24 protein-coding genes are annotated in these 22,605 nt (G+C 32.9%); 9 read left to right on the top strand and 15 right to left on the bottom strand.

The genetic code is table 11. The annotated features are described in order from the left end of the window. Nucleotides 1-6: 6 nt before the first annotated feature. From FFONT_RS01945 to gcvH, 6 genes are read right to left on the bottom strand one after another with little or no spacing between them, the layout of a single operon-like run. Nucleotides 7-849, bottom strand: coding sequence for a TIM barrel protein (locus tag FFONT_RS01945; RefSeq protein WP_014557537.1), 843 nt, complete (start codon nucleotides 847-849; stop codon nucleotides 7-9). Between the two features lie 18 nt (nucleotides 850-867). Then, the gene (locus FFONT_RS01940; protein ID WP_014557536.1) at nucleotides 868-1,902 is read right to left on the bottom strand and encodes a DUF354 domain-containing protein; all 1,035 of its coding nucleotides are present in this window, start codon (nucleotides 1,900-1,902) and stop codon (nucleotides 868-870) included. A 16-nt stretch (nucleotides 1,903-1,918) separates the two neighbouring features. Further along, complete coding sequence (locus FFONT_RS01935) at nucleotides 1,919-2,677, bottom strand: RAD55 family ATPase (RefSeq protein ID WP_014557535.1); 759 nt, start codon at nucleotides 2,675-2,677, stop codon at nucleotides 1,919-1,921. Between the two features lie 6 nt (nucleotides 2,678-2,683). After that, nucleotides 2,684-3,112, bottom strand: a complete 429-nt coding sequence (locus FFONT_RS01930; RefSeq protein ID WP_014557534.1) for an Hsp20/alpha crystallin family protein — start codon at nucleotides 3,110-3,112, stop codon at nucleotides 2,684-2,686. Nucleotides 3,113-3,138: 26 nt separating this feature from the next. Next, nucleotides 3,139-3,915: a proteasome assembly chaperone family protein gene (locus tag FFONT_RS01925; protein ID WP_158308289.1), complete on the bottom strand. Its 777-nt coding sequence runs from the start codon at nucleotides 3,913-3,915 to the stop codon at nucleotides 3,139-3,141. Between the two features lie 15 nt (nucleotides 3,916-3,930). Next, nucleotides 3,931-4,344, bottom strand: coding sequence for a glycine cleavage system protein GcvH (gene gcvH / locus FFONT_RS01920; protein ID WP_014557532.1), 414 nt, complete (start codon nucleotides 4,342-4,344; stop codon nucleotides 3,931-3,933). Between the two features lie 201 nt (nucleotides 4,345-4,545). On the opposite strand from gcvH, the gene FFONT_RS01915 reads away from it, so the two are divergent. The 5 genes from FFONT_RS01915 to FFONT_RS01895 all read left to right on the top strand — a co-directional run bounded on the left by FFONT_RS01915 (nucleotide 4,546) and on the right by FFONT_RS01895 (nucleotide 9,646). Beyond that, nucleotides 4,546-5,325: a sulfide-dependent adenosine diphosphate thiazole synthase gene (locus FFONT_RS01915; protein ID WP_014557531.1), complete on the top strand. Its 780-nt coding sequence runs from the start codon at nucleotides 4,546-4,548 to the stop codon at nucleotides 5,323-5,325. A gap of 152 nt (nucleotides 5,326-5,477) precedes the next feature. Then, a complete protein-coding gene (gene gcvT / locus FFONT_RS01910) occupies nucleotides 5,478-6,593 on the top strand; it encodes a glycine cleavage system aminomethyltransferase GcvT (protein WP_014557530.1) in 1,116 nt (371 codons plus the stop codon). A 164-nt stretch (nucleotides 6,594-6,757) separates the two neighbouring features. Continuing rightward, nucleotides 6,758-7,504 (top strand): CdvA-like protein, encoded by a 747-nt coding sequence (locus tag FFONT_RS01905; protein ID WP_148683518.1) that lies wholly within the window; start codon nucleotides 6,758-6,760, stop codon nucleotides 7,502-7,504. Between the two features lie 33 nt (nucleotides 7,505-7,537). After that, nucleotides 7,538-8,491: a cell division protein CdvB gene (locus tag FFONT_RS01900; RefSeq protein ID WP_014557528.1), complete on the top strand. Its 954-nt coding sequence runs from the start codon at nucleotides 7,538-7,540 to the stop codon at nucleotides 8,489-8,491. Between the two features lie 24 nt (nucleotides 8,492-8,515). After that, a complete protein-coding gene (locus tag FFONT_RS01895) occupies nucleotides 8,516-9,646 on the top strand; it encodes an AAA family ATPase (protein WP_014557527.1) in 1,131 nt (376 codons plus the stop codon). Nucleotides 9,647-10,201: 555 nt separating this feature from the next. On the opposite strand, the gene FFONT_RS01890 is transcribed toward FFONT_RS01895, so the two are convergent. The 9 genes from FFONT_RS01890 to FFONT_RS01855 form a co-directional block, all read right to left on the bottom strand. Beyond that, entirely contained in the window at nucleotides 10,202-11,332 is a 1,131-nt protein-coding gene (locus FFONT_RS01890; RefSeq protein ID WP_148683517.1) for a DUF1464 family protein, read from the bottom strand. Then, nucleotides 11,313-12,140 (bottom strand): GTP cyclohydrolase I FolE2, encoded by an 828-nt coding sequence (locus FFONT_RS01885; protein WP_014557525.1) that lies wholly within the window; start codon nucleotides 12,138-12,140, stop codon nucleotides 11,313-11,315. Before FFONT_RS01885 ends, FFONT_RS01890 begins: the two co-directional genes overlap by 20 nt. After that, on the bottom strand, nucleotides 12,137-12,586 hold the full coding sequence (locus tag FFONT_RS01880; RefSeq protein ID WP_014557524.1) for a 6-pyruvoyl trahydropterin synthase family protein: 450 nt from the start codon (nucleotides 12,584-12,586) through the stop codon (nucleotides 12,137-12,139). The genes FFONT_RS01885 and FFONT_RS01880 overlap by 4 nt, the downstream gene beginning before the upstream one ends. Further along, entirely contained in the window at nucleotides 12,556-13,194 is a 639-nt protein-coding gene (locus tag FFONT_RS01875; RefSeq protein WP_014557523.1) for a 6-hydroxymethylpterin diphosphokinase MptE-like protein, read from the bottom strand. The genes FFONT_RS01880 and FFONT_RS01875 overlap by 31 nt, the downstream gene beginning before the upstream one ends. A 120-nt stretch (nucleotides 13,195-13,314) precedes the next feature. Further along, entirely contained in the window at nucleotides 13,315-14,652 is a 1,338-nt protein-coding gene (gene gcvPB, locus FFONT_RS01870; RefSeq protein WP_014557522.1) for an aminomethyl-transferring glycine dehydrogenase subunit GcvPB, read from the bottom strand. Further along, the gene (locus FFONT_RS07080; RefSeq protein ID WP_014557521.1) at nucleotides 14,645-14,794 is read right to left on the bottom strand and encodes a hypothetical protein; all 150 of its coding nucleotides are present in this window, start codon (nucleotides 14,792-14,794) and stop codon (nucleotides 14,645-14,647) included. Before FFONT_RS07080 ends, gcvPB begins: the two co-directional genes overlap by 8 nt. After that, nucleotides 14,791-16,149, bottom strand: a complete 1,359-nt coding sequence (gene gcvPA / locus FFONT_RS01865) for an aminomethyl-transferring glycine dehydrogenase subunit GcvPA (RefSeq protein ID WP_014557520.1) — start codon at nucleotides 16,147-16,149, stop codon at nucleotides 14,791-14,793. The genes FFONT_RS07080 and gcvPA overlap by 4 nt, the downstream gene beginning before the upstream one ends. 346 nt (nucleotides 16,150-16,495) lie before the next feature. Then, nucleotides 16,496-16,846, bottom strand: a complete 351-nt coding sequence (locus FFONT_RS01860; protein WP_014557519.1) for an ArsR/SmtB family transcription factor — start codon at nucleotides 16,844-16,846, stop codon at nucleotides 16,496-16,498. Between the two features lie 468 nt (nucleotides 16,847-17,314). Further along, nucleotides 17,315-17,917 (bottom strand): TATA-box-binding protein, encoded by a 603-nt coding sequence (locus tag FFONT_RS01855; protein ID WP_211206248.1) that lies wholly within the window; start codon nucleotides 17,915-17,917, stop codon nucleotides 17,315-17,317. A gap of 279 nt (nucleotides 17,918-18,196) precedes the next feature. Here FFONT_RS01855 and FFONT_RS01850 point away from each other — a divergent pair, with 279 nt between their 5' ends. The 4 genes from FFONT_RS01850 (at nucleotide 18,197) to FFONT_RS01835 (ending at nucleotide 22,601) form a co-directional block, all read left to right on the top strand. Next, complete coding sequence (locus FFONT_RS01850; RefSeq protein ID WP_158308288.1) at nucleotides 18,197-18,700, top strand: AAA-associated domain-containing protein; 504 nt, start codon at nucleotides 18,197-18,199, stop codon at nucleotides 18,698-18,700. Between the two features lie 15 nt (nucleotides 18,701-18,715). Then, the gene (locus FFONT_RS01845) at nucleotides 18,716-19,198 is read left to right on the top strand and encodes a signal peptidase I (protein WP_014557516.1); all 483 of its coding nucleotides are present in this window, start codon (nucleotides 18,716-18,718) and stop codon (nucleotides 19,196-19,198) included. An 83-nt stretch (nucleotides 19,199-19,281) separates the two neighbouring features. Next, a complete protein-coding gene (locus tag FFONT_RS01840) occupies nucleotides 19,282-20,877 on the top strand; it encodes a CTP synthase (protein WP_148683514.1) in 1,596 nt (531 codons plus the stop codon). A 161-nt stretch (nucleotides 20,878-21,038) separates the two neighbouring features. Continuing rightward, on the top strand, nucleotides 21,039-22,601 hold the full coding sequence (locus FFONT_RS01835; RefSeq protein ID WP_148683513.1) for an ABC transporter permease subunit: 1,563 nt from the start codon (nucleotides 21,039-21,041) through the stop codon (nucleotides 22,599-22,601). Nucleotides 22,602-22,605 lie beyond the last annotated feature (4 nt).

Below are 22,605 nucleotides of genomic sequence, written 5' to 3'. Positions count from 1 at the left end.
AAAATTTTAAAAAATAAACTTTCTTTTTAGTAAATTTAGAGAATTGGTTAAAGTAGTTAAATCGGCGTTTTTCCGTTCAAGATTTTTATAAAAAATTTCTAATGTCACAATTACATCTTTCTTATTCTGATTAAACTTTTCTAGTATATTGTAAAAGAAGTCAACGTAGTCATCGATTAAGTAATGCTCAATAACTTCTCCATTCACTTTTGTAGCACCATGAATGTGAACAACTTTAATATATTCAAAAAGATTGAAGAGCCAATCATTAGTAAAGTTTATTACATTTTGCAAGTTGGAAGAATTTCCCTTTAAGAATCTTGAAATTAGATGACCTGCATCAAAGCATATCCTTGCATTTAGTCTGTTTATTAAGCTAGTGAAATTGTATCTGTTTGATAAAATACCTGCAGGCGGGTTCTCAAATAATAATTCTATGCCATGCATCTTATATTCAGAAATGAGCTGGTTCAATACAGTCTCTATATTTTGTAAATATGTCTCGTCTTTAAGGTTGATTTCTTCTCTAGTAGTGAGGTGCATTACAGCGTATTCCGCGTTTATTTTTTCAAGTGTTTGAACAAGTTTCTTCAAATAATTCGCTGCTCCTTCTCTTATTTCGTCATAGGGAGAGATAATAAGTATATCTCTCCATGGCAAATGAACACCTATTTTCAATCCTGAACTCTTTATAAATTCTATTTGTTCATAAAAGCTTTCAGATTTCCAAAAAGGCCACGGGTACTCAATACTAATTTCAGCGTAAGAAAAACCGCTAGAATAAATAGCTTCAAATTCCTCTTTTCTTAAAGGCTTTTGGTGCCAAACTGGGAACGCGTAAAAAATCAAATCTCATCACTTTTCTTCTTATATGTTATTTTTAAAGAGTTTTTTTACAACTACCGACGGATCTTCCATGTCTTTAATTAATTTCTTAGTATCAACTCTATATTTTTCTGGCTCTTTTAAAATCATTTCAATAAACTTAAGTGTTTCTTCCAATTCAAAGAACCTATATATTGGGAAGCCTTCTTTTGCAAGTGCTGTATTTATGTGTATTTTTCCAGGAAAAAACGTGAAAGATGGCACACCCAAGAGGGATGCCTCCCTAGCCATCGTCCCTCCTCCAGATATCGTAAGTGCACTAAAATATTCTAAATCAAGCCCAAAAACCGGCACATCAATAATTATCACATTTTCGCTTTTAAATAATAACGAATCTTCTTCATACCTTGGGAAAAGTACAACTTTTTTATCAAGTTCAGCAATTTCTTGAATAATTTTCTTGGTTAAATTATTTCTATCCCATATATAGTACGAGGCATATCGTTCTGGTGGTCTGAAAACAACATATTCAAAAGGATTTAGCCCTATTTTTTTAATAGGCTCATCGTTTGGAAAATAATCTTTTGTCCAAGCAAGCTCCTCTACTCCTCTATAAGTTACGATTTTCGTAAACTTTGGCAAAATATATCTGTAAAAAAGATTTTTATCTAGAAACTTTGAAAAAACCAACCAATCCGCTAATGGAACACTGAGCCTATGGGCATGATCTGCGTGTGGTGTATCACTGAATATTAATATTTTCTTCTTTAGACCGAATGCAACTCTGCTTGCCGTTGGGTTGGGATATGCTACCAATATATCCGGCTCAAACCTTCTAACGACTTCATAAAGGTCAATTATTCTCTTTGAATCTAATATTAACTTTTCTTCAAAGTTTTTCCCATAGCTTCCTATGAGCTTTGCTCTGAATGGAATAATTCTATTAAGCCTTTCAATTTCTTCTGTATTCCTAGAAGTAAGAAGAATTTCCACGTTTAGTTCTTCTTCTACTTTTTTTGCAGTGTAGGAAAAGAGTAAAAGCTGTTTTGGAGTCAGTGCATCGAGCCAAATTTTCAAACTAATTTCACCAAAATTACTGAGAACTTTTCTTCCCTGTAACAACGTCTGCAATAGCTTTTAATTCCTGCGGGCTCATAAACTGCAAGCCATAGTCTTTCACTATCTTGTATGGATACCAATTGCTATCATGAAACTTGTTTCTCATTTTTTTGATCCTTATTCTCCTAAGCAATATACCTACAGCTTCGAAGTTAGGTTCAAATGCTAGCTCAATATACCCATCAGAAAGATACTCCAATATCCATAGTATATCCTTTAAACTGTCTGGACCTGTATGAATTGTAATTACCCCCAACGTATGCGTTGACTCAGTAATTTGTTTAAGTCCTTTTATAAACGATATACTTGTATCAGGGTCAGTTCCGATAAGCATTTCTGTGATGCTATCGATAACGAGAATTTTATTGCCATCCATTTGAGATAGCTTTGAATAAATTGTAAAAAGAGAATCGCTTGCACTTTCCAAGTTAATTTTTTCATACTGTATATCTTGTTTTATTCCAGTGAAGGTGGTAGAAAAAGCGTCAAGAAATTGAATATGGTCTTTATATTTCGAAATGTTCATTTTTTCTAAAAACTCCAGCATGTCCTTAATACTTGAATCAACACTTACATAGAGAATATAAGAATCGGCAATTGAATTGGCAATTAGCCTCTTTACAAATACACTTTTTCCAATACCTGGAGGTCCTGCAATTACATATATTCCTTCTGATAAATTCCCTTCCATCAGATCAGAAACTAATGGAAGTTGCATGCTTTTGCCTATCAAGACTGTTCACCTCTCATGTTTCTTTGGTATATTTATTATGATTCTGCCGCTTTTTATACTATATGTTAAACGAGAAACGTCTGCGTCTGGAGGAAGAGATATAGTTTTTCTGTAGTTGAAAATTTCGCACGAGTGAAGTCTATATCCGATATTTCCCAGATTAATTTTTTCTTTAAGCTTTACTTCGATATTGAGAATGTTATCATGTGCTTCTATTGTAAGAGAAGAAGTATCCATATAAGGCGCATCGATCACTACGTAATAGCTATCCTCACTTTCATATATCGTATAAAGGGGAGAAGAGATATCTTCCGCAGTAAATTCCTCAATAGGCAGTGATGTACTTAAAAAAGCATCCTCAAATTCTCTCTCCATTTCTTTAATCCTTTTTCTGATATACTCCCTTATTCGCTCAAAATCGTCATACCAATACATCTTGTAGACCCTTTTTGGTTAGTTTATTACGTATATAAAATACCAGGTTGGGCTTCAGCACTTCTCCCCATCTGTCCCATTACTTTTGCTGTCTGCTTCATTATCTCTTTTGTTCTAAGTCTAATGTATTCAGCTTCTTCAAGGAGTTTGTCGATACTTATCTTTATTGAAAGAATTTTAGATAAATATTCAACGGCGACAGATGCTGCTTCAGGATCTGGAAGATCAGGAAAACTTTCTGCCAATATTATTAAACTTTGAAGATTAAATCTTTTTGCCTCTTTGAGAAATATTGCAAATGGTCCCATTAACATACCCTCATCAAATACCTTTCCTTCATTTATCAATATCATTCTTTTTGCTTGATCACCCTCATAAGCTATAAATACATCAGGTTTTTCTTTATTCAATCTCTCAGTCGAACCTATTCCTGTTAGACCGATTACGTAATCAACTCTTCTTCTCATGCAATATTCAAGTATGGCATAGCTTAGGGGTTGCACAGTATTAGCTGGAATAGGAATCTCTGATACTAAAAAGAGGATGTTATCTTTTTTAAAAATCCTTATAGGAGGATGATACTCGCCTTTCCTAATGATCGCTATTGGGGGATTTAGCCTCGGAATATCAATTCCCGCAATTTCCTTTGGGTTAAGCTCTCTAATTAAATGATTTAAGCTTATGCCACCTACCAAACCTGCATCAGGAAAACCTACTATTAAAAAGGAGGGAGATTCCAGTTTAAACTCTTCATATTCCTGTATTAATATTCCTCCAATTTCTTCCTCTCTTATGATGTTCAAACTTTTCACCATTTACTACTTTCTGCTTTCAAGTAATTTAACATATTGCTCAAATGTAAGAAGCGAATTCAGCTCATCATTATTTTCTATTTTTATTAAAGCTATCCAGCCGCTTTCATATGGATCGCTGTTCATAAGCTCTGGAGATTCAAGCAGAGTTTCGTTTACATCTAAAATCTCGCCAGAAATTGGAGCGTAGACTTCTGACGTTGCCTTTATAGAATCCAACGTTGCTAAAACTTCCCCTTTTTTGATCTTCTTTCCTTTTTCAGGAAGGTCAATTCCGATTATGTCTTTCAAGTGCTTTTGAGCGTAATCGGTTATTCCAATTCTAGCATTCATTCCTTCAAGTTTTATCCATTCATCTGTTTCTGTATAATAAAAGTCTTTTCTTACGTTATAATCCTTGATTTTGACAATTTCGGTCATAGTAAACAGCCTCTAAAGATTAGTTCAAATTAATTATTTATTTTTCTAGTAAATATAAATTATTTTCATGCAATCGCTTAAGCTTCTTCTATAAACATCTTCAAGTAGTTAATCATATTTTGCAAGTATTCTAAACTCTTTAAATGAGTTTATAACAAAATTTTTATATTATTGATTATATAGTTATATCAGGGATTTCTTATGAGTGAGAATTTAGAATTCAAGATCACAAAGTTGATTCTTGAGCATAGCATGAAAGACCTTATTGAGTTTGCTGACAGCGATGTGATTATAGTAGGTGCTGGACCATCCGGAATGACTGCAGCTAAGTATTTAGCAGATAAGAAGCTCAAAGTATTAGTTTTAGAAAGGAAACTTAGCTTTGGAGGAGGAATAGGAGGAGGAGGAAATTTAATGCATAAAATTGTAATTAAATCTGACGCACTAAAAATCATCAAAGATTTTGAAATTGAATATAAAAAAACAGAATTTGAAGACTTATACACACTTGACGCATCCGAGTTGATTTCAAAACTTGCTACTGGAGCAATAAATTCAGGTGCTAAGATTCTTTTTGGATACTCTGTTGAGGATTTGATTGTTAGGGAAAAACCACTTAGGGTAAGTGGAGTTGTTGTAAAATGGAGTGCTATAGATTTGGCACAGCTACATGTAGATCCCATATTTTTCACTGGAAAAGCTATATTGGATGCAACTGGACATGATGCAGAGTTGATAAAAATATTAGCAAAAAAGAATCCAAGTTTTGCGATAAATGTTAAAAATGAATCATCTGCACATGCTGAACTAGGAGAAAAACAAGTTGTTGAATTTAGTGGAAAAGTATGTGATGGACTTTATGCTGCTGGAATGTCGGTTGCTACTTTACATGGGCTTTACAGAATGGGGCCGATTTTTTCTGGGATGCTAATATCAGGTAAGAAGGTAGCCGAACTAATTTCAAAGGAGCTTGGAAAATAGAGGATTTTTGTGAACCCAAAAATTTCAGTAAAAATAATAAAAGTCTAGTTAAAATCCCGCTTAAATTTTTAAGTATTAAGCACTGGTAATTTTTTTATATACAAACTTTTAAATATTAAAATGACTTGATTTTCCGTATAGGTGATTGTAGTATGAAAAGTTTAGTTCTAAAAAGCCTGCATGAAAGCCTAGGAGCAACTATAGGAGAATTTGCAGGTTGGGAAGTTCCAATGGTTTATAATTCTACTATCAGTGAGCATTTAAATGTCAGAAATGAAGTCGGTATCTTTGACGTTTCACATATGGGAAGGCTTCGTTTAAAAGGTAAAGATTCTTTGGAGCTTTTGGAAAAGGTTTTTACAAAGAAAATTGCAAAGACCAAAATTAATTTTATGAGTGGCCCTGCTTTGGCTTTAAATGAATATGCAAGAGTAATTGATGATGAGATGTGGTATAAGGTTAATGATGAAGAGTGGCTAGGTGTTGCAAATGCTGCTACTAGGCTAAGAGTGCTGGAGCATCTTGAGAAAGTAAAAGAAGAGTTTAATTTTGATGCAGAAATAGAAGATCTTACCGAAAGATATGTCATGCTTGCAGTTCAGGGCCCAAAAAGTCCTGAAGTAGCAGAAAAAGCTGGAATAAATGGGGCATTGCAGCTTAAACCTCTGGAGTTTAAGTTAGATATCAAATTAGGAGAATATCCTATATTTTTAATTAGTAGAAGCGGATGGACAGGAGAAGATGGCTTTGAAATATGGGTTGAAAATAGCATTGCAGAAAATGTCTATAAAAATTTCTTAGAAGCTGGTGCAAAACCTATAGGTATTGTCGCAAGAGATACGCTTAGAATGGAAATGGGTTATGTGCTTGGAGGAAACGAATATGGCGAAGACCCAATGAGATTTCCGTGTGCAATTTCTTTAAGGTACGGTCTTGGTTCTATAGACTGGGAAAAGCACGGATATATCGGTGAAAATGCACTTCGTGCATGTAGAAGAGAAGGAGCTAGATGGATCAGACTAGGTGCAATTATGAAAAAGGACTTTTCAAGATTCGTTCCAAGAAGCGGTTACAAGATTTATGTAGAGGACATAGAAGTAGGGTGGGTGACAAGTGGCACATATAGTCCTGTATTGGAAAGAGGAATTGCACAGTTATATATTGATAGTAGATATGCCATAGTAGGTGAAAGTATAAAAATAAAAGATGCGAAAGGGAAAGAAGCAGAAGCTAAGCTTTCAGACTTCCCATTAATTCAGAAAAAATAGTTTTTTCGCTAAAGCAAGTTAGTATTACATAGATCTCATGAAATGATGTTTAATTTTGTTGAATTTGAAGCTAAATTTTCTCGATCTGAAATTCATTGTCTTTTTGCTTTTAAATGCTATGATATTAGTATAATATTTTAGAAAGAAGCAGGTGGAGTATGAAAATGGTCATATATACTGTAGACATGTTGGATAAATATGTCGGACAGAAAGTAAAAGATCCATATCAGAGGGTTGTAGGGTCTCTCGCAAGTATTTATAGTAATGTGGATGGGAATGTTAATGCCGTAGAGATATTATTTGGAGATATAAATTTTAAAACACTTCCAGCCGAAAGAATATTGATCCAGAAAGATGATATTATTCTTCTTCCAGAATGGAAATATTCAGCTTTAAAAGTTATTGAAAGGCTTGAAAGAGCGAGAAGAAGAGCAAAAGCTTTAGATGAGTTATATGCAAAAGGAGAAATAACAAGGCAATCATATGAGGAATTTAAAGCCAACGTTTCAAAAGACCTTGATACTCTAAAAAAAGATGCGAATGAAGCAAAAGACATGATTAAGAAGAGGATAAATGAGCTCGAAGACCAAATCGTTCAAATAGAAAAAGCTATAACTGCGCTGAAAATGAGCTATATAGCTGGAGAAATCAGTGAAAGGGGATATAAACCAGCTGCAGATATCTTAAGATTAAATAAAGATAGAAACCTTGAGGAGAAAAATGATGCAAAAAAGATAATGGATTTAATAGTTAAGCTAGAAACATCAAGCCTAGATGTTGAAAGCGTAGTTAAAGAAGTTCAAAATGTCACTCCCCAAGTTCCTCAAGTAGAGCAACCTATAGTCGTTGAGCTTCACGAATCTGCTCCTCAATCTGATAATGCAAATGTGCCTGCCGTATCATCCCAGTAATAAATACTAAAAAATAAAGGTGGTAACCGGGTTATGGGTCTAAGTATCGATAGGGATGAAAAAAAGGCAGGCCTGCTAGGCTGGCTAAAGAATATTTTCGGCAGTCCAAAGAACTATACATGGGAAGACATGATACAGGATGTAATAGTAAGGTTAAAGGACGAAGGAGAAAAATTTGATGAACTGGAATATAGAACGAAAAAAAGGATACAAGAGCTTACGGACAGAATCGTAGAGAACTTGAAAAAATATGATTCTCCGAATATAAAGGAAGATGAAAAAAGAACATATCATAATTTAGCAAAAATGTATGCAGAAGAAGTTTACGAGTTGAGAAACTTTTTAAAAGCGATCTTATTTACTAAAATAAGCTTCGAAAGAGTAATTCAAAGACTTCAAACTGTAAGAGATTATAAAGACTTTCAAGCAGCGCTCGGTCCGGTTTCTAAAATGCTCGCTGGAGTTAAAAACGAAATCTCTGCTATATTCCCTAAAGTAGGAGAAACTTTAGATGAAATTAATAGAAACATAACTGACATGATGATTTCCACTAGTAATTCAATGGGGGGGTTCAATACAAACCAGACTTTTATGATTAATGAAGATGTGGAAAAAATAATTCAAGAAGCTTGGAAGTTGGCTGACAGCAACGTGGAAAAAATGCTACCGGAGCCAAAGAAACTAATCCAGCAGACAACACAAATCACAAATTTAAGTACTCAGCAGTCAACTCAGAGGGAAATTAACCAGCAAAAAAGCATTGTAAATAAAACAGAAAAAATCCAATTAGAGGCGCAAACATCATCATCTTCCTACAATATTGAAATTGTGGAAAATATAATTCTAAATGAAATAAAAAAGACAGGAGGAAAGCTGAATATTCAAGAAATAACTACAAACTACGGAATTGATAAGGAGAAGATATACGAAGCTCTATATAATTTAAAGAAAAAAGGAAAGATAGAGATCAAAGATAATCCTAAATAATTTTTTTTAAAGGTGAAGGTACTTATGGCTTTCCCTTATTTACAAGAAATGGCAACTAGATATGCAAGAGCAGCAGTAGCAGCTGATAAAGACGGAGATTATGAGACGGCCATAAACAATTATAGAAAGGCTATCGAAATTTTGACAAAAATTGTTAGAATGTATCCTGACAGTCCTTTGATAAGTACTTATTTAGAAATGATTAAAAGCTACGAAAAGAGGATCCAGCAACTGCAAAGCAATACCGAAGCAATAGAATCTAATACTGCGAGTAAATCTAACGAAAAAGATAGCTTTATAAATGATATCGTTCTGACTCAAAAGCCTAATGTAAAGTTTAGTGATATTGCTGACCTTAAAGAGGCCAAACAGGCAATTGTTGAGGCTATAGTATATCCGGTGAAAAGACCAGATCTCTTTCCCTTAGGATGGCCAAGAGGTATACTACTCTTCGGTCCTCCTGGGTGCGGAAAGACTATGCTTGCGGCAGCTGTTGCCAATGAAGTCAACGGGTATTTCTTATATGTTGATGCGGCGAGTATAATGTCCAAATGGTTAGGAGAAGCTGAGAAAAACGTCTCAAAAATTTTCAAATATGCAAGACAAAAGAGCGAAGAAGGTAGTCCTGCAATAATCTTCATAGATGAAATAGACGCACTGTTGGGTACGTTTAGCGGAGAAGTTGGAGGAGAAGTAAGGGTAAGAAATCAGTTCCTCAAAGAAATGGATGGGATTCAAGATAAAGATAAAAAAATACATGTGTATGTAATCGGTGCAACAAATAAACCGTGGCAATTAGATGAGGCATTTGTGAGAAGGTTCAATAAAAGAATATTGATACCTCTTCCAGATCTGGAATCAAGGAGACAGTTGTTTGCTTTGTATACGAAAGGTTTGAATTTATCTTCAGATGTAGATTTGGATAGACTCGCTCAATTAACTGAAGGATATTCAGCAAGTGATATAAGGGATATAATTCAGGCTACACATACGCTAGTTATTAGAGAATTCTTTGAACAGAAAAATGGAGAAGGTGAGCCAAGGTCGATAACCATGGAAGATTTTCTCAATATACTAAAGGAGAGAAAGCCTAGCGTGGATCCTTTGTTTGTAAAGAGATATGATGCATGGTTTGAAAAGTTTAAAGCTCTTTAAGATACATAACCCGGTTATCACATGTTATATATTGCAAATTTTATATCTTTATTTTTCACAAAAAAGCAATCTTTTACGAACTTAATTTATGAGATAAAAATTTCAATCGTTAAATATCAACTTGCAATATAATATTGAAGCATAAATGAACTCATTTTCGTCCTCAAGGGCGAGAGGTTCTTCGCAATTATTTACAATTGCATGCTTCATCTGCTAGGTAGTGAGAGAGACCAAAGATCTCCTTTCTAAAGATTTATCTGGGCCGACTATTCTTTGTTAAGTTCTTGAAGACAACGCCTCATTTAATGCATACGCTGTTTTAATTTTTATCAGTAATAAAAAGCAGGAATAGAAAAGCTTATAATCTTCATTCCAGCCTTGAAAAGGAGGCTTTTTGTTTGTAATAAATAGCTCAGTTTCCCCGGAGAGGCACATCCTTTCGTTCACTCGGCATGACTGTCATCATTGCTTTTTATCATAAATATACATTTATTTTTTAATATTAAGCTATTGCTTTCATAAACTTTTAATAATTAACTTCAAAATACAACAAAATCATCTATTAACTAAAGCTTTTTCATAAATTTGAAGAAGTCTTTCTCTTAGCTCAAGGATTTTTGGATGCATAATGTAATCGAGAACTGTACCTTTACTTTCTTTTATACCTAAAACATCAAAAGTTTCCTTGTATTTGCTTCCCATAAAACCGAGACCTATCATTGCTTGACCTAATGCAGATTCTTTTACAAAAGAATTTTCAAAATATTTTGGATGGAATATGATACGCTCGAATTTTTTCGAAAGATTACTAGACAATTTTTCTTTTAATTCGTTTGAGCTAGAATATCTTCCAGTTACAATCAATATGTCCTTAGTATCTTCGTTTAATATTAAAATTTTCTCAAAAATAGAATCAAACATTTGCTCAACAGCAGCCCTACAAATAGGTTCAGTTGATTTCAAAGCATCATCAAGAGAAGAAGTTTTACAATAATCTTTTAGACCTCCATAAAATATATCATTTCTTTTCCACCGCCTTTTATATGCAGTTATTTCAGCATCAATCGGACCTATAGTTAAGTGACCAATTCCTAACTTAGTGCCTCCTATGCCACCAACTATTCTTCCACGCCTTACTTTAATTAAAGCATTATACCCATACCCTATTTCTAGCATAGTGAAGTTAATTTTATCTATATCGAAGCTTTCTCGATCACGAAGGTAGTTAATAACATAAAAAGCTGAAGCTAGCTTATCAGCAGTTCCGCAATCAATTGTATTAATCTTAAATTTTAATTCAACGCTATTTAAAAGTTTTACCGATGGGATATAACATGCATTTATTTTATTCTTCCAAAGCTTTACTGAAGTCTTGTAAAGAGCCTTATAGACCATACTTCCCTCATCTTTTAAATTCAATAATTCTTTATATTTAGAAAGAAGAAGGATTTCGGATGCAAATAACCTTATATCTTTTATATTTTCGTTACATACAAATGGAGATCCATACCCTGAGGGGGCAATTATAACGTCAAAATCTTTTATTTTTAAAATTTCATCTATTAGAATATCAGGATTTGATGCGATGATTTCTGTGGGAATGCTTTTCTCTTCGATTATTTTTTCTTCATCCATAACTACTATGTCAAAGCTTTTTGTTCCAGGATCAATACCTATGCTCTTCAAGGTCACTAACCTCTGCTATTACATTGTATGGATGTATTGACTCATAACTAATGACTTTAATCTTAAGCCCAATGTCACTTGGTAGCTCCTTTTTAAGATAAAAATAAGCTTTTCTGCACACATCTTCTGCAAACATAGGATTATTAATAGTTTTCTTTATGAATTCATATTCTTCATCTCTGTTAAGTGTTTCTTTTAAAATGTCGGAAAATGAGCTTTTTCCGACACTTATAGCCTTCAGTAAGTATTCATTGTACAACAGATCTAGGTTATATTTTGAATTTAAGGTGATGTGCAATTCAGCCCTCTGCATATGAGTAGGAGTTTTTTCATATTCCGTGTTTTCATAGAATTTAAACACTTCCTTTGCACATGGACACGACGTGATTCCATTTAATTCAATAGAAACTTTTCCTTCTTGTGAACCATTTTTTTCTCTTACATAACTCGCATGCAGTACAAACCGCGTATCTTCAATAATGTCTTCAAACGATACATGTATTTCTGAACGGCTTGAAGAAAAATGCGTGTTTAAAACTCTTTTAGCTGTCTTTTCCAGAAGATCATTTAATTTAAAACATTCATTACTGTTTAGCTCTTGATTTAAAGAATTTACTAATCTTGATAGATGAACCCCTCTTAATTCTTTGTCAAGATCTATATATAAGTTGATTGTACACAGTTTTTCGCTACATGAGTTTCCGATCTTAATTTTTATTTTTTTCTTTAAACCTTCGATTCCTGCTTTATTAATTGCAATTTTATATTCGGGTGGATTCTCATGAATGTCAGGAGAGAACTTCGTCAAGCACTTTCTCCCTCTATAACTACATAATTATTCATTCCTTCATATAGCTTAATTTTAATTCTTCCTTTTAACTTTTCGGCAATATCATGAAAAATAGAAAGGGCAATATATTCTGTTGTTGCTGCCGGATAATCTAAGTACTTAACAGATAAGGAAAATTCCCCTTCAATTCTAGTATTCTCTTTATCTTTTGCTGGAAGAATTAGCTTATGATCATAATCTTTAATAACATCTTTTATGATTTTTTTGAGTTCTATAAAATCAAAGACCATGCCGCTTTCCTGATTAAAATTTCCTTCATATTCTACTGATAGAATAAAAGTATGGCCGTGAAGGTTTTCGCATTTTCCATCAGAACTTTTAGTATAGTGAGATGCATCAAAGGAAATATTCTCGACGCCAACTTGAATTTTATTTACTCTTCCCAAGGATATATTTCCAGACATTTTTCATCATTCTCATACGGAATGCTTATTCTATATTTCCACTTACACTTCAACCAATTTATAATTAAGTAGCCCGCAAGGAACTTTTTTGCTTTTATATCCAATTTATTAAGATTATAGAACACATCGATATTGAAATATTCTTCACCTATTCCATAGATTTCTATCTCTTTCGCTTTAAAAAATAATGCGGTAAAAACCGTTCTATCACCATCAGTAAATCCCCCAAAATTGAATAAAGGATAAAAAGGTTTAGTTTGTGTAGTACCTATTATTTTAATTTTTTGCTTCATAATAGAAGGTAAATATTTTTTTATTAATTCCTGATTATCGCCATGTGCATGAATAAAAAAATAGGAATTTTTGTATTTAGGGTGAAATAAAATGTTATCATTAATGCCATCTAAATCTGTTATAATTGCGGTCGGTTTTATATCATTTCTTGACAAGCATTTAATCCCTTTATCCGCTACAAAAATAATAGCTTCATTTGGGTTTTTACAATTTATATAATCCTCGTAGCATTTCGAGCCCGCAATGACTATAACTTTTTTTCCTTCTACCGAAGAATATATCTCCTCGAGCGAAATCCTCGGATAATCTAACAAAAACGAACGTAGCAGAAGAGCGCTATTGTTATCTGAGTAAAAAGAAAGCTCAATAAAAGATTTTAACCAGTTGTAGATTTTCTCCCAAAAAAATTTGTTAGGTTTATAGTTCAAACCTTTTTACTTCCTCCCAAACTTTACAGATGGCTTGAGAGTTGATGGATGGTTTGCCTTAACTGCATCTAACCTTCTTACACTTGTATTAATTGGTGCCTGCTTCAATTCACTTGGATTTGTATACGCTATTTCAATGGCTTTCTTTACAACTTCAGCATATTTTACTATATTTTCATAGCTTTCGGTTTCTGTAAATTCTATCATAAAAGCTTCATCCACTATTAATGGGAAGTAAATCGTTGGTGCATAAAAGCCGTTATCAAGGAGGTATTTGGCTACATCTTCAACCGTCACTCCAGTCTCTTCAGCTAACTTTTTGAAGCTTAGCACAGTTTCATGAAGCCTTGGAGTTTTTTCATCGTAAGGTAGCGTTATTCCCTTTACTCCTTTTAATAAAGAAATGAAAAAATTAGTATTAAGTGTCGAATATTTCGCCACTTTGTAAATGTCGCTTCCATAGGAAAGTATAAATATATACGCATATATCATGCCCGGAAGGTTTCCATACGTTGAGTATACATCTCCTATAGACTTGCTCATTTTCTTGAGGAAATACCTACCATTGTCGTCTTTACTAACAATATATCCAGGCAAATAATCTTCTAGATACTTTTTAACGCATACAGCTCCAGCGCCTGGTCCTCCTCCTCCGTGAGGAGCTGAAAATGTTTTATGAAGATTTAAATGTACGATATCGAATCCCATATCTCCAGGCCTAGCAATTCCTATTATTCCATTCAGATTGGCACCATCGTAGTGAACTATCGCTTCATTCTCATGAAGAATTTTTGTTACTTCTGTAATATTCTTCTCAAAAAGACCAAGAGTGTTTGGATTAGTCAGCATCAGGCCTGCTGTTTTATTACTTACAGAAGCTCTTAGAGCTTCTAAATTGACAAGCCCATGTTCGTCACTTGGGATTCTTACAGATTTAAAACCACCCATGCTACTACTTGCGGGATTTGAACCGTGGGCGCTGTCTGGAATTAGCATCTCATCTCTTTGAGTATCTCCTCTTTCTTGGAAGTATTTTTTAATTATCAAGACTCCAGTGAGCTCTCCTGAAGCCCCTGCAGGTGGCTGAAGAGTGCAGGCATCCATTCCTGTTATTTCTTTTAGCCATTCTTGAAGCTGATACATTAATTTCAATATGTTTTGTGCTGTTTCAAACTTTAATAGAGATGGGTGAATGTTTGCTAAATATTCGCTATTTACATAATTCGTTGCAATTCTAGGATTGTACTTCATCGTGCAGGATCCAAGAGGAACAGGACCATTATCTACGCCGTAAGATTCTTCTGTGAACCTTGTATAATGCCTTACTACCTCTATTTCACTCATTCCAGGAATTTTTAGCTCTTTTCTTTTTTAGCTCACTTGGTAATTCGAGTTTTTCATCGACTTCAAATTCAAGGGAAGACCTATTTTGATGTTCAATATCAAAAGCTATAGGTTCATTCCATTTAGCTTGTCTAAAGCTCATTTTCTCAACACACCTCCTATGGCTTCACTAAAAAGTGAAATATCCTCATTATTATGCACTTCAGTAGCAGAAGAAATCGCATAATTTTGATATGGTGTAAAGGGTATTATTTTATATTTTTCAATAATCTCTCTTCCTTCTGTGAAAGGATCGTCAATTTTATAGCTAATATTCTTAAAATGAAGGGCCTTTTTATAACTTGCTTCAATTCCATTTTTTTCTAGTGCTTGCTTAAGCATTTTGGTGTTTTCAAGGATTTTTTCAGCTCTGGTTTTTAGGCCTTTTTCTCCATATAGTAAAACATTAATAGCTACTGCAATTGCATTCAAAGTAGTGGCTGTTGTTATATTAGATGTTGCCTTCTCTCTTCTTATATGCTGTTCTCTTGTTTGAAGTATCATCATATATCCTTTCTTTCCATCCGCATCAACAGTTTCCCCTATAAGCCTACCTGGAAGATTTCTTAAAAGTTCCTTATCATTTTTTATGCCCAATATACCTAAAAGACTTCCTCCTCCAGACATCGGAAGTCCCAAGCTTTGTCCTTCTCCTACAATAATGTCTGAACCTAGCTCTCCGGGTGGCGTTAATATAGGTAGAGATGAAGGGTCAGAAAATGTTATTGCAAGCGATCCATATTTATGGACTTCTTCGATAAGTTCTTTTGTCGATTTTCTTATTGGACCAAAATTTGATGGATAATCTATTATTACTCCAGAAGGTTTTTCATTTTTAATTTTTTCAATAGTTTCTCCCGTTATCTCTCCGGTATCTTTATCAAAATCATATTCAATTAAGGTTGCATTTTGACCATATAAATATGTTTTAATTACAGATTTATACTCCTCGAAAAGCGTAGAAGAAATCGCAATTTTTTTATTTTTCTTAATTCTTATAGATAATAGCGAGGCTTCTGCAAGCGCGGTTCCTCCATCATACATACCAGCATTAACTATTTCAATGTCATAAAGTATTGCCATTAGACTCTGGTATTCATATAAGGCTTTTAGCAAACCCTGTGAAATTTCTGCCTGATATGGAGTATAAGCAGTTAAAAATTCTCCTCTATTTATTAGATAAGTAGTCACTTGTGGAACAAAGTGAGGTGCAACGGGTCCTCCAGAAAAAACTCTTTCTAAATCTACTATATTTTGTGCCCTTACAACTTCTTTCATATGTTTTTCTAGCTCTATTGTATTAAGGGGACGTTCTGCACCAATTTTCAGTTTTTTCTTCAACTTTATTTCTTCAGGAATGCTTGTAAAAAGTTCATCCCAGTTATTAATGCCTATTGTTTTTAACATTATATTTAATAATTCTTCATTATCATTAGGTATCCATGGATGGTATTTCATATTAAATCAACCATTTGAAATTATATAAAAAGTTAGAAATAAAAATTTCCTAAATCAAAACTAAATAGCTTTCTAAATATAATAAGTTAAAAAACAAGCATTGTCTGAAAAATTTTAACTTTTAGAATTTTTTTTTAAAATTTTTGAAATTGCTAGATAAATTTTTATACCTGAAACTTTGTCCTTCAGAAAAAATCAACCGTTTTAAACTTTTTTATGTTATATTTTATAGAGAAAAGTTTTTCAATAGTCATCGAAAAATGCTAAAATTTACCAATTATTTGTCTTATTAATTTTTTATTTTATTGTGTCGGAAATGCTTTGGATTTTTAATTATTTTCAATGATTACTCCAGGTTTATCACTATTTGTTTAACATTGCTAACAGTAATTTTTTTAACTCCTCTTTGTCCTGGCTTGTAAGTCGTTCTTATTAGTCCTGCTTCTTCTAATTTCTTTATTTGCGCACTTGCATTAGCTTTACTTTGTTTAATTAGATCAGCTATTTCACCGACATCTGATTCATGCTCTTTAATGTATTTTAGGATGAAAAGTCTTGTGCTGTTGGCCAAAGCTGAGGTAACTCTAATTATATACTCATCTCCATTTACATATAGTACTCCATTTTCTTCAAAAATTCCTGCTTTTTGCGGTTTTTTAATATTTTTTCCTTCTTCGATACTACTTTGAGATTGCATCCCTTTTCCACCTTTTTACTTTATAAATAATTATTAAATAATTATTTTTATCAGATGTTTATTAATTTTTCGCGATTTTTAAATAAATATTCCTACAAAAAGGTATTTTTATTTCCTTTTGTTCTTTTAATAAAAAGTAAAAAGAAAATTGCATAAATGTTAAAAAAATGAAAAATATTATTTCAAAAAGCTTCTTATTGTAAAAATTTTACAAGTTTTTATGAAAGAAAAAAGAAAAGGTACTAGGCAAGGCCCTCCGCCGCTCTACCAGGCTGAGCCACGGGCCCACAATCGAATTTATTAAAATTATATAAAAAGTTTAAAAAGATAACGGTTGAATATATTATTGAATTTTTATTAAATTTACGAATTTTCTTGCCATGAGACTTTGTAATTGTATTACAATTGAAAAAACCCATTAATAGACGAGAACGATGTCAGATCAAAAAATAGTTCTATTTTGTTCATTCAAAAAAATTCTTCTTCTTGCTCATCTTCGCTTTTCGTTACGAGGCAATCTAATTCTTTTAAAGTCTTATATATGTTTTCGACTGCTTTTGAAACTTCTTCCTCCCTTTTAGCACCAGTAATTACCATTTTACCACTGCTAAATATCAGTAATACCACATATGGGTCGGTCATTCTATGAATTAGTCCAGGGAACTGCTCTGGCTCATACATGTTATTTTCTAATTTATATGCTGCATCTTCTAAATTAACATCTACATTAAGATTGGCAGAAGCAACGATGTTTTGTATCTGTATTTTAGGTCTTCCTGTAATTTTTATCCCATGATTATAAAATGTTTTTATAATTCTCTTAACTGCAGTTATCAATTCTTGGGTACTTTTTGAACCTGTTACAACCATTTTTCCTGATTTGAAAATTAGTGCAGTTATTTTTGGTCTATCTAGCCTGAAAACAAGCCCAGGGAACTGATCAGGATTATATTCTACTCTGGGAACTTTTCTTTCTATTTCATGCAGATCCAGTTGCTGATCAAGTGTAACAGTTGCTACAATATTTTCTATTTGTACTACAGGTTTTGATATCGAATTTGTTTTTTTCATATAGCACACCATAAGCATAATATTCCTAATAAACTTACTTGACTTTAATATTTTTAAAGAAATAAAGGGATTTATAAATAAATAAGATTGCAATTGATTTAAGCTTTTTTATTTTTAAACTTTTTCTACAAGAAGAAAAGATACTAATATCTAATAAATTTAAAGCAACTATAGTTTAACAGGTTATGTTTATTAGTTTCTTATTGAAAATTAATTATAAAAATGTGTAACTAATTAAACACCAAACGTTTTGTCTATTTTAGGAGGATGAATTATAAATTGAACATAGAAAAAGAGTACGTCCTGCCTGTTTCTCCTAAATGCATCAGTGTAGATCATGTTCTAGGGCTTGTAGAATCTCTTTATAGCGTCGGGGGCATGGCAGACGTATCATACATTAATGATGTGACAGATGTAGACATAGATGTTCTACCCCATGCAATAGATATTTCTGAAAGACTAGGTCTTATTTCTTATAACAATGGAGATTTATTATTAACAGACTTTGGCAAAAAAATAGCAATGACTCATCATTTAGAAGTTAGAGATTTATTGAAAGAAAAAATCTCAACGCTTCAGCCGATAAAAGATATAATAAAAAAATCAAGAGATAGCAACAATATATTAACAGAAGATGAAGTTTATCAGATCCTGTCTAGATACTATGGAGAGGAGGAAATCGGTAAAGCTTTAAAGTGCATAAGCATGTGGCTTTTCTTTTTTGAGATCGCTTATTGGGACTACGAAGAAGGAGTTTTGATCGTTAGAAATAAAATTCAGTAAAAAGGGCGCTCACTTATGAGCTATTCGAATAGAAAAGGCTTTTTAAGCAAGTATAAAAGTGATATGATCTTTATAATAGTACTTATAATATTGGTAATTTCTATTAGACCTGCTTTATCAGAAGCAACTGGCCTCTCTAATCCAGTAGCAGTTGTTAAAGGAACTAGCATGCTACCATTGCTTAAGGAAGGAGATATCGTTTTTCTCATACATAAGTCACCTGATCAAATAAAAGTCGGGGATATAGTAGTTTATGAAAGGTTAGGTGGTGGATACATTATACATAGAGTTGTCGCTATTGAAAATATAAGCGGAGTAGTTTACTATACAACTAAGGGAGACAATAATCCAATCGATGACAGCGCTCTTGGGCAATTTCCCAGTGGTCTTGGAATAACATATGATAGAATTATAGGTGTAGTTTGGTCTCCCGACAATCGCACTTTTGTCATTCCATATTTAGGATATGTGACAATATTTATCGAAAGTATAGTTTAACAAAAAATTTTTAATTGTTTTCAGAGAAAATTTTCATTTTATTAAGTTTTTGTTAAACTACTTTAAGCTCGCGGTGTTGGTCCTTGAACAAGTATGTTTTTGTTACAGGTGGAGTAATGTCCGGTATAGGAAAGGGTATTACGACTGCAAGTTTAGCTATGTTGCTAAAAAAAATGGGATACACTGTAACGATTGTAAAAATTGATCCTTATTTAAATAAAGACGCTGGAACAATGAATCCATATATGCATGGCGAAGTTTTTGTTACTGATGATGGTGGAGAAACAGATTTAGACCTAGGCCACTACGAGCGATTTTTAGGCATAAATCTAAGTAAAGAAAATAACATAACAACTGGAAAAATATACGGTTCTGTAATTGAGAAAGAAAGAAAGGGGGTTTTTCTCGGTCAAACTGTGCAGATAATACCTCATATAACAAATGAAATAAAAGATCAACTAAAAGATATTAGCAAAAAATATTCAAGTGATGTTACATTTGTAGAAATAGGAGGAACAGTGGGCGATATCGAAAGTCTTCCCTTCTTAGAAGCAGCTAGGCAGATGTCTATTGACCTTGGAAAGGAAAATGTAGTTTATATCCATATTGCGTATATTCCCTTGCTTCCAAACACTGGTGAATTAAAAACGAAACCGCTTCAACATAGCGTTAATGAACTAAGGAGAATAGGTATCCAGCCAGATATGATATTTGGAAGAAGCACGGTTCCCATAAATGAAGAAATTAAATCGAAAATTTCTCTATTTACAAACGTTCCAATGAATGGCGTTATTAGTACCCATGATGTTGATATTATATATGAAGTACCAATAATGTTGAAAAAAGAAGGTGCAGATAAGTATATTGTTCAAAAGCTAGGATTGAACTATAGAGAATACTCATTAGATGATTGGGAAGATTTCTTAGAGAGGCTGAAAAATCCATCAAAAAGCGTGAAAATTGCAATGATAGGAAAGTATACGAAACTCCATGACAGTTATTTGAGCATAAAAGAAGCAATAATTCATGCTAGTGCATTTTACAGAATAAAACCTGAGCTTATCTGGATAGAATCAACGGATATCGAAGAAGACAAGATAAATTTAGAAGAAGAATTGAATGGAATTAATGGAGGAATTATATTGCCAGGTTTTGGGAAGAGAGGGGTAGAGGGAAAAATTAGGGCTATAAAAATGTTAAGAGAAAACAATATCCCACTTTTGGGAATTTGTTTCGGAATGCAGCTTTCTGTTGTCGAATTTGCAAGAAATGTTGTTGGATTAGAAGGGGCTCACAGTACAGAAATAAATCCGCAAACTCCTTATCCGGTTGTTTCTTTATTGGAAGAACAAATGAACGTAAAATATTTAGGAGGAACTATGCGGTTGGGAAGCTATGCAATAAAGCTAGTGAAAAACACCAAAGTATATGATATGTATAAGCAGGAAATAGTATATGAAAGGCATAGGCATAGATATGAAATAAATCCAAAGTATATTGACAAATTAATTGAAAACGGTTTAACAATCTCGGGCTACAGCTTAGAAGGAAACAGAGTAGAGTTTATCGAATATAACAGCAATAGGTTCTTCGTTGGAACTCAGTCCCATCCCGAATATAAAAGTAGACCGCTCACGCCTTCGCCAGTTTATTTATCATTCATAAAATCTCTTTTTTAACTTTCTTAAATAATCAAGCGACAGTTAACAAGAATAATTTAATTATAAATAAAAATGACTAAAATTTATAAGCTTTATACTTTTTAATTAAATTTCAACTGTTACACTTGATAAGTTCGCGTTTTAATGCGGAGGGCTTGAATAAAAAATGCGGTGATATTGTGAACATTATCATAGCGTTAGCACTAAGCATGCTTAGAATGTTTTTAGCATTGTTTCTTTCAATATTAGTTGCATATTTAGCTGGAATACCGATGGGAAGAAATGAAAAAGTGGAAAAGATCTTATATCCTATTATCGATGTGCTACAGTCCGTTCCTATTTTAGGCTTCTTTCCTCTCATAATATTGCTATTTGTAAACAATTTGCCAGGGTGGTTAGGTCCTGAATTAGCTTCAATTTTTTTAATATTTACAAGCCAATCTTGGAATCTTATAATTGGAGTGTATTCTGCTGTAAAGGTAATTCCTCAAGAAATAATAGATATGGCTAATATTTATAAACTCTCAACTGTTGCAAAGATTTTTAAAATTTATATTCCTTATTCCAAACAAGCTCTAGCAAGAAACATTTTAATATCTTGGGCAGGAGGTTTGTTCTTTCTTACAGCATCGGAAGTTATCACTTTAGGATCAACAAACTATGAATTAACAGGAATAGGAACTTATATTCAAATGGCAGCAGATTCGAACAATTTCTCTTTAGTATTTATTGGAACTTTTATTTTGATGATAACGTCTGTTTTGATATATGTCTTGTTTTTGAATCCATTTTTTAACTCCGCTGCAGGTGAAGGAAAAGAATCTTTTAAAGGTCTATCCGTAGACATTTTGTACGAAAAACTTACTTCCTTTTTCTCACCTCTTGTAAGCAAAATCGTTGATGGCTTGATCATTATTAATGGAAAAATAAATAGCAAAATAAGCTTGCACACTCAATCTAGGAATTATAAATTTATAGCGTCATTTTTACTTTTAGCTTTTCTATCTGTTATTATATTATTTAACATATACAGCATTATAGAAATCCCTAAAGCAATCGAAAATTATATTGCAGAAACTTTTCAGGCTAGCCTTATATTAAATGGCATTGAAGGACTTTTAATAAGTACAGCAAGAGTAGTACTCGTTATGATGTTGGGTTTGATTTTTTTAATTCTTATATCTTATTATTTATATGAAAAGCCTACTATTTATAGATCCATATTTACATTGGCTGGAGAAGTTTTGGCTTCAATGCCTTCAATATTATGGTGGCCGATTTTCCTCTTACTTATTGAAAGAGGATTCCCCCCTCTACTAGTATCCTTTTTCATAATTTTTCAAGGTTCCATATGGTATATCTTCTTCAATGTATTCCTTACAGGAATAGGACCAATTGAGAAAAATCTTATGGAAATGTCTAGAATTTACAAGATAAGAGGAATATACAAGCTTTTTTATATATACATCCCTATGATATCTCCATATTTAGTAGCAGGCCTATCTGCTGGTTGGGGAGGCGCGTGGAATGCGGATATTGTTGCAGAATATGCTAGTATTGGAACAAACCTTATAACTTTCTTTGGCATTGGTTACCTTATTTCCCTTTCGACATACAGCGGAAATATGTTGGCTTTATCTACATATGTGTTTTTATTGGTAATGTTTATTATTATAGTAAATAGAACTGTTTGGGCATTTATGTACAGCTATATTAAGAAGAAATACCACGTAATAGATTAGACCT

Source organism: Fervidicoccus fontis Kam940 (genome assembly GCF_000258425.1).
GTDB lineage: Archaea > Thermoproteota > Thermoprotei_A > Sulfolobales > Fervidicoccaceae > Fervidicoccus > Fervidicoccus fontis.
The sequence above is the reverse complement of the archived record's forward strand: the minus strand, read 5'-3'. Positions and strand labels throughout refer to the sequence as shown.

What these genes read in the sequence shown, in the direction of transcription:
- FFONT_RS01900 (WP_014557528.1), top strand. Translation starts at nt 7,538, where the DNA reads ATGGGTCTAAGTATCGATAGGGATGAAAAAAAGGCAGGCCTGCTAGGC.
- FFONT_RS01915 (WP_014557531.1), top strand. Translation starts at nt 4,546, where the DNA reads ATGAGTGAGAATTTAGAATTCAAGATCACAAAGTTGATTCTTGAGCAT.
- gcvT (WP_014557530.1), top strand. Translation starts at nt 5,478, where the DNA reads ATGAAAAGTTTAGTTCTAAAAAGCCTGCATGAAAGCCTAGGAGCAACT.
- FFONT_RS01845 (WP_014557516.1), top strand. Translation starts at nt 18,716, where the DNA reads ATGAGCTATTCGAATAGAAAAGGCTTTTTAAGCAAGTATAAAAGTGAT.
- FFONT_RS01880 (WP_014557524.1), bottom strand. Translation starts at nt 12,586, where the DNA reads ATGTCTGGAAATATATCCTTGGGAAGAGTAAATAAAATTCAAGTTGGC.
- gcvPB (WP_014557522.1), bottom strand. Translation starts at nt 14,652, where the DNA reads ATGAGTGAAATAGAGGTAGTAAGGCATTATACAAGGTTCACAGAAGAA.
- FFONT_RS01905 (WP_148683518.1), top strand. Translation starts at nt 6,758, where the DNA reads ATGGTCATATATACTGTAGACATGTTGGATAAATATGTCGGACAGAAA.
- FFONT_RS01855 (WP_211206248.1), bottom strand. Translation starts at nt 17,917, where the DNA reads ATGAAAAAAACAAATTCGATATCAAAACCTGTAGTACAAATAGAAAAT.
- FFONT_RS01930 (WP_014557534.1), bottom strand. Translation starts at nt 3,112, where the DNA reads ATGTATTGGTATGACGATTTTGAGCGAATAAGGGAGTATATCAGAAAA.
- FFONT_RS01860 (WP_014557519.1), bottom strand. Translation starts at nt 16,846, where the DNA reads ATGCAATCTCAAAGTAGTATCGAAGAAGGAAAAAATATTAAAAAACCG.
- gcvH (WP_014557532.1), bottom strand. Translation starts at nt 4,344, where the DNA reads ATGACCGAAATTGTCAAAATCAAGGATTATAACGTAAGAAAAGACTTT.
- gcvPA (WP_014557520.1), bottom strand. Translation starts at nt 16,149, where the DNA reads ATGAAATACCATCCATGGATACCTAATGATAATGAAGAATTATTAAAT.
- FFONT_RS01895 (WP_014557527.1), top strand. Translation starts at nt 8,516, where the DNA reads ATGGCTTTCCCTTATTTACAAGAAATGGCAACTAGATATGCAAGAGCA.
- FFONT_RS07080 (WP_014557521.1), bottom strand. Translation starts at nt 14,794, where the DNA reads ATGAGCTTTAGACAAGCTAAATGGAATGAACCTATAGCTTTTGATATT.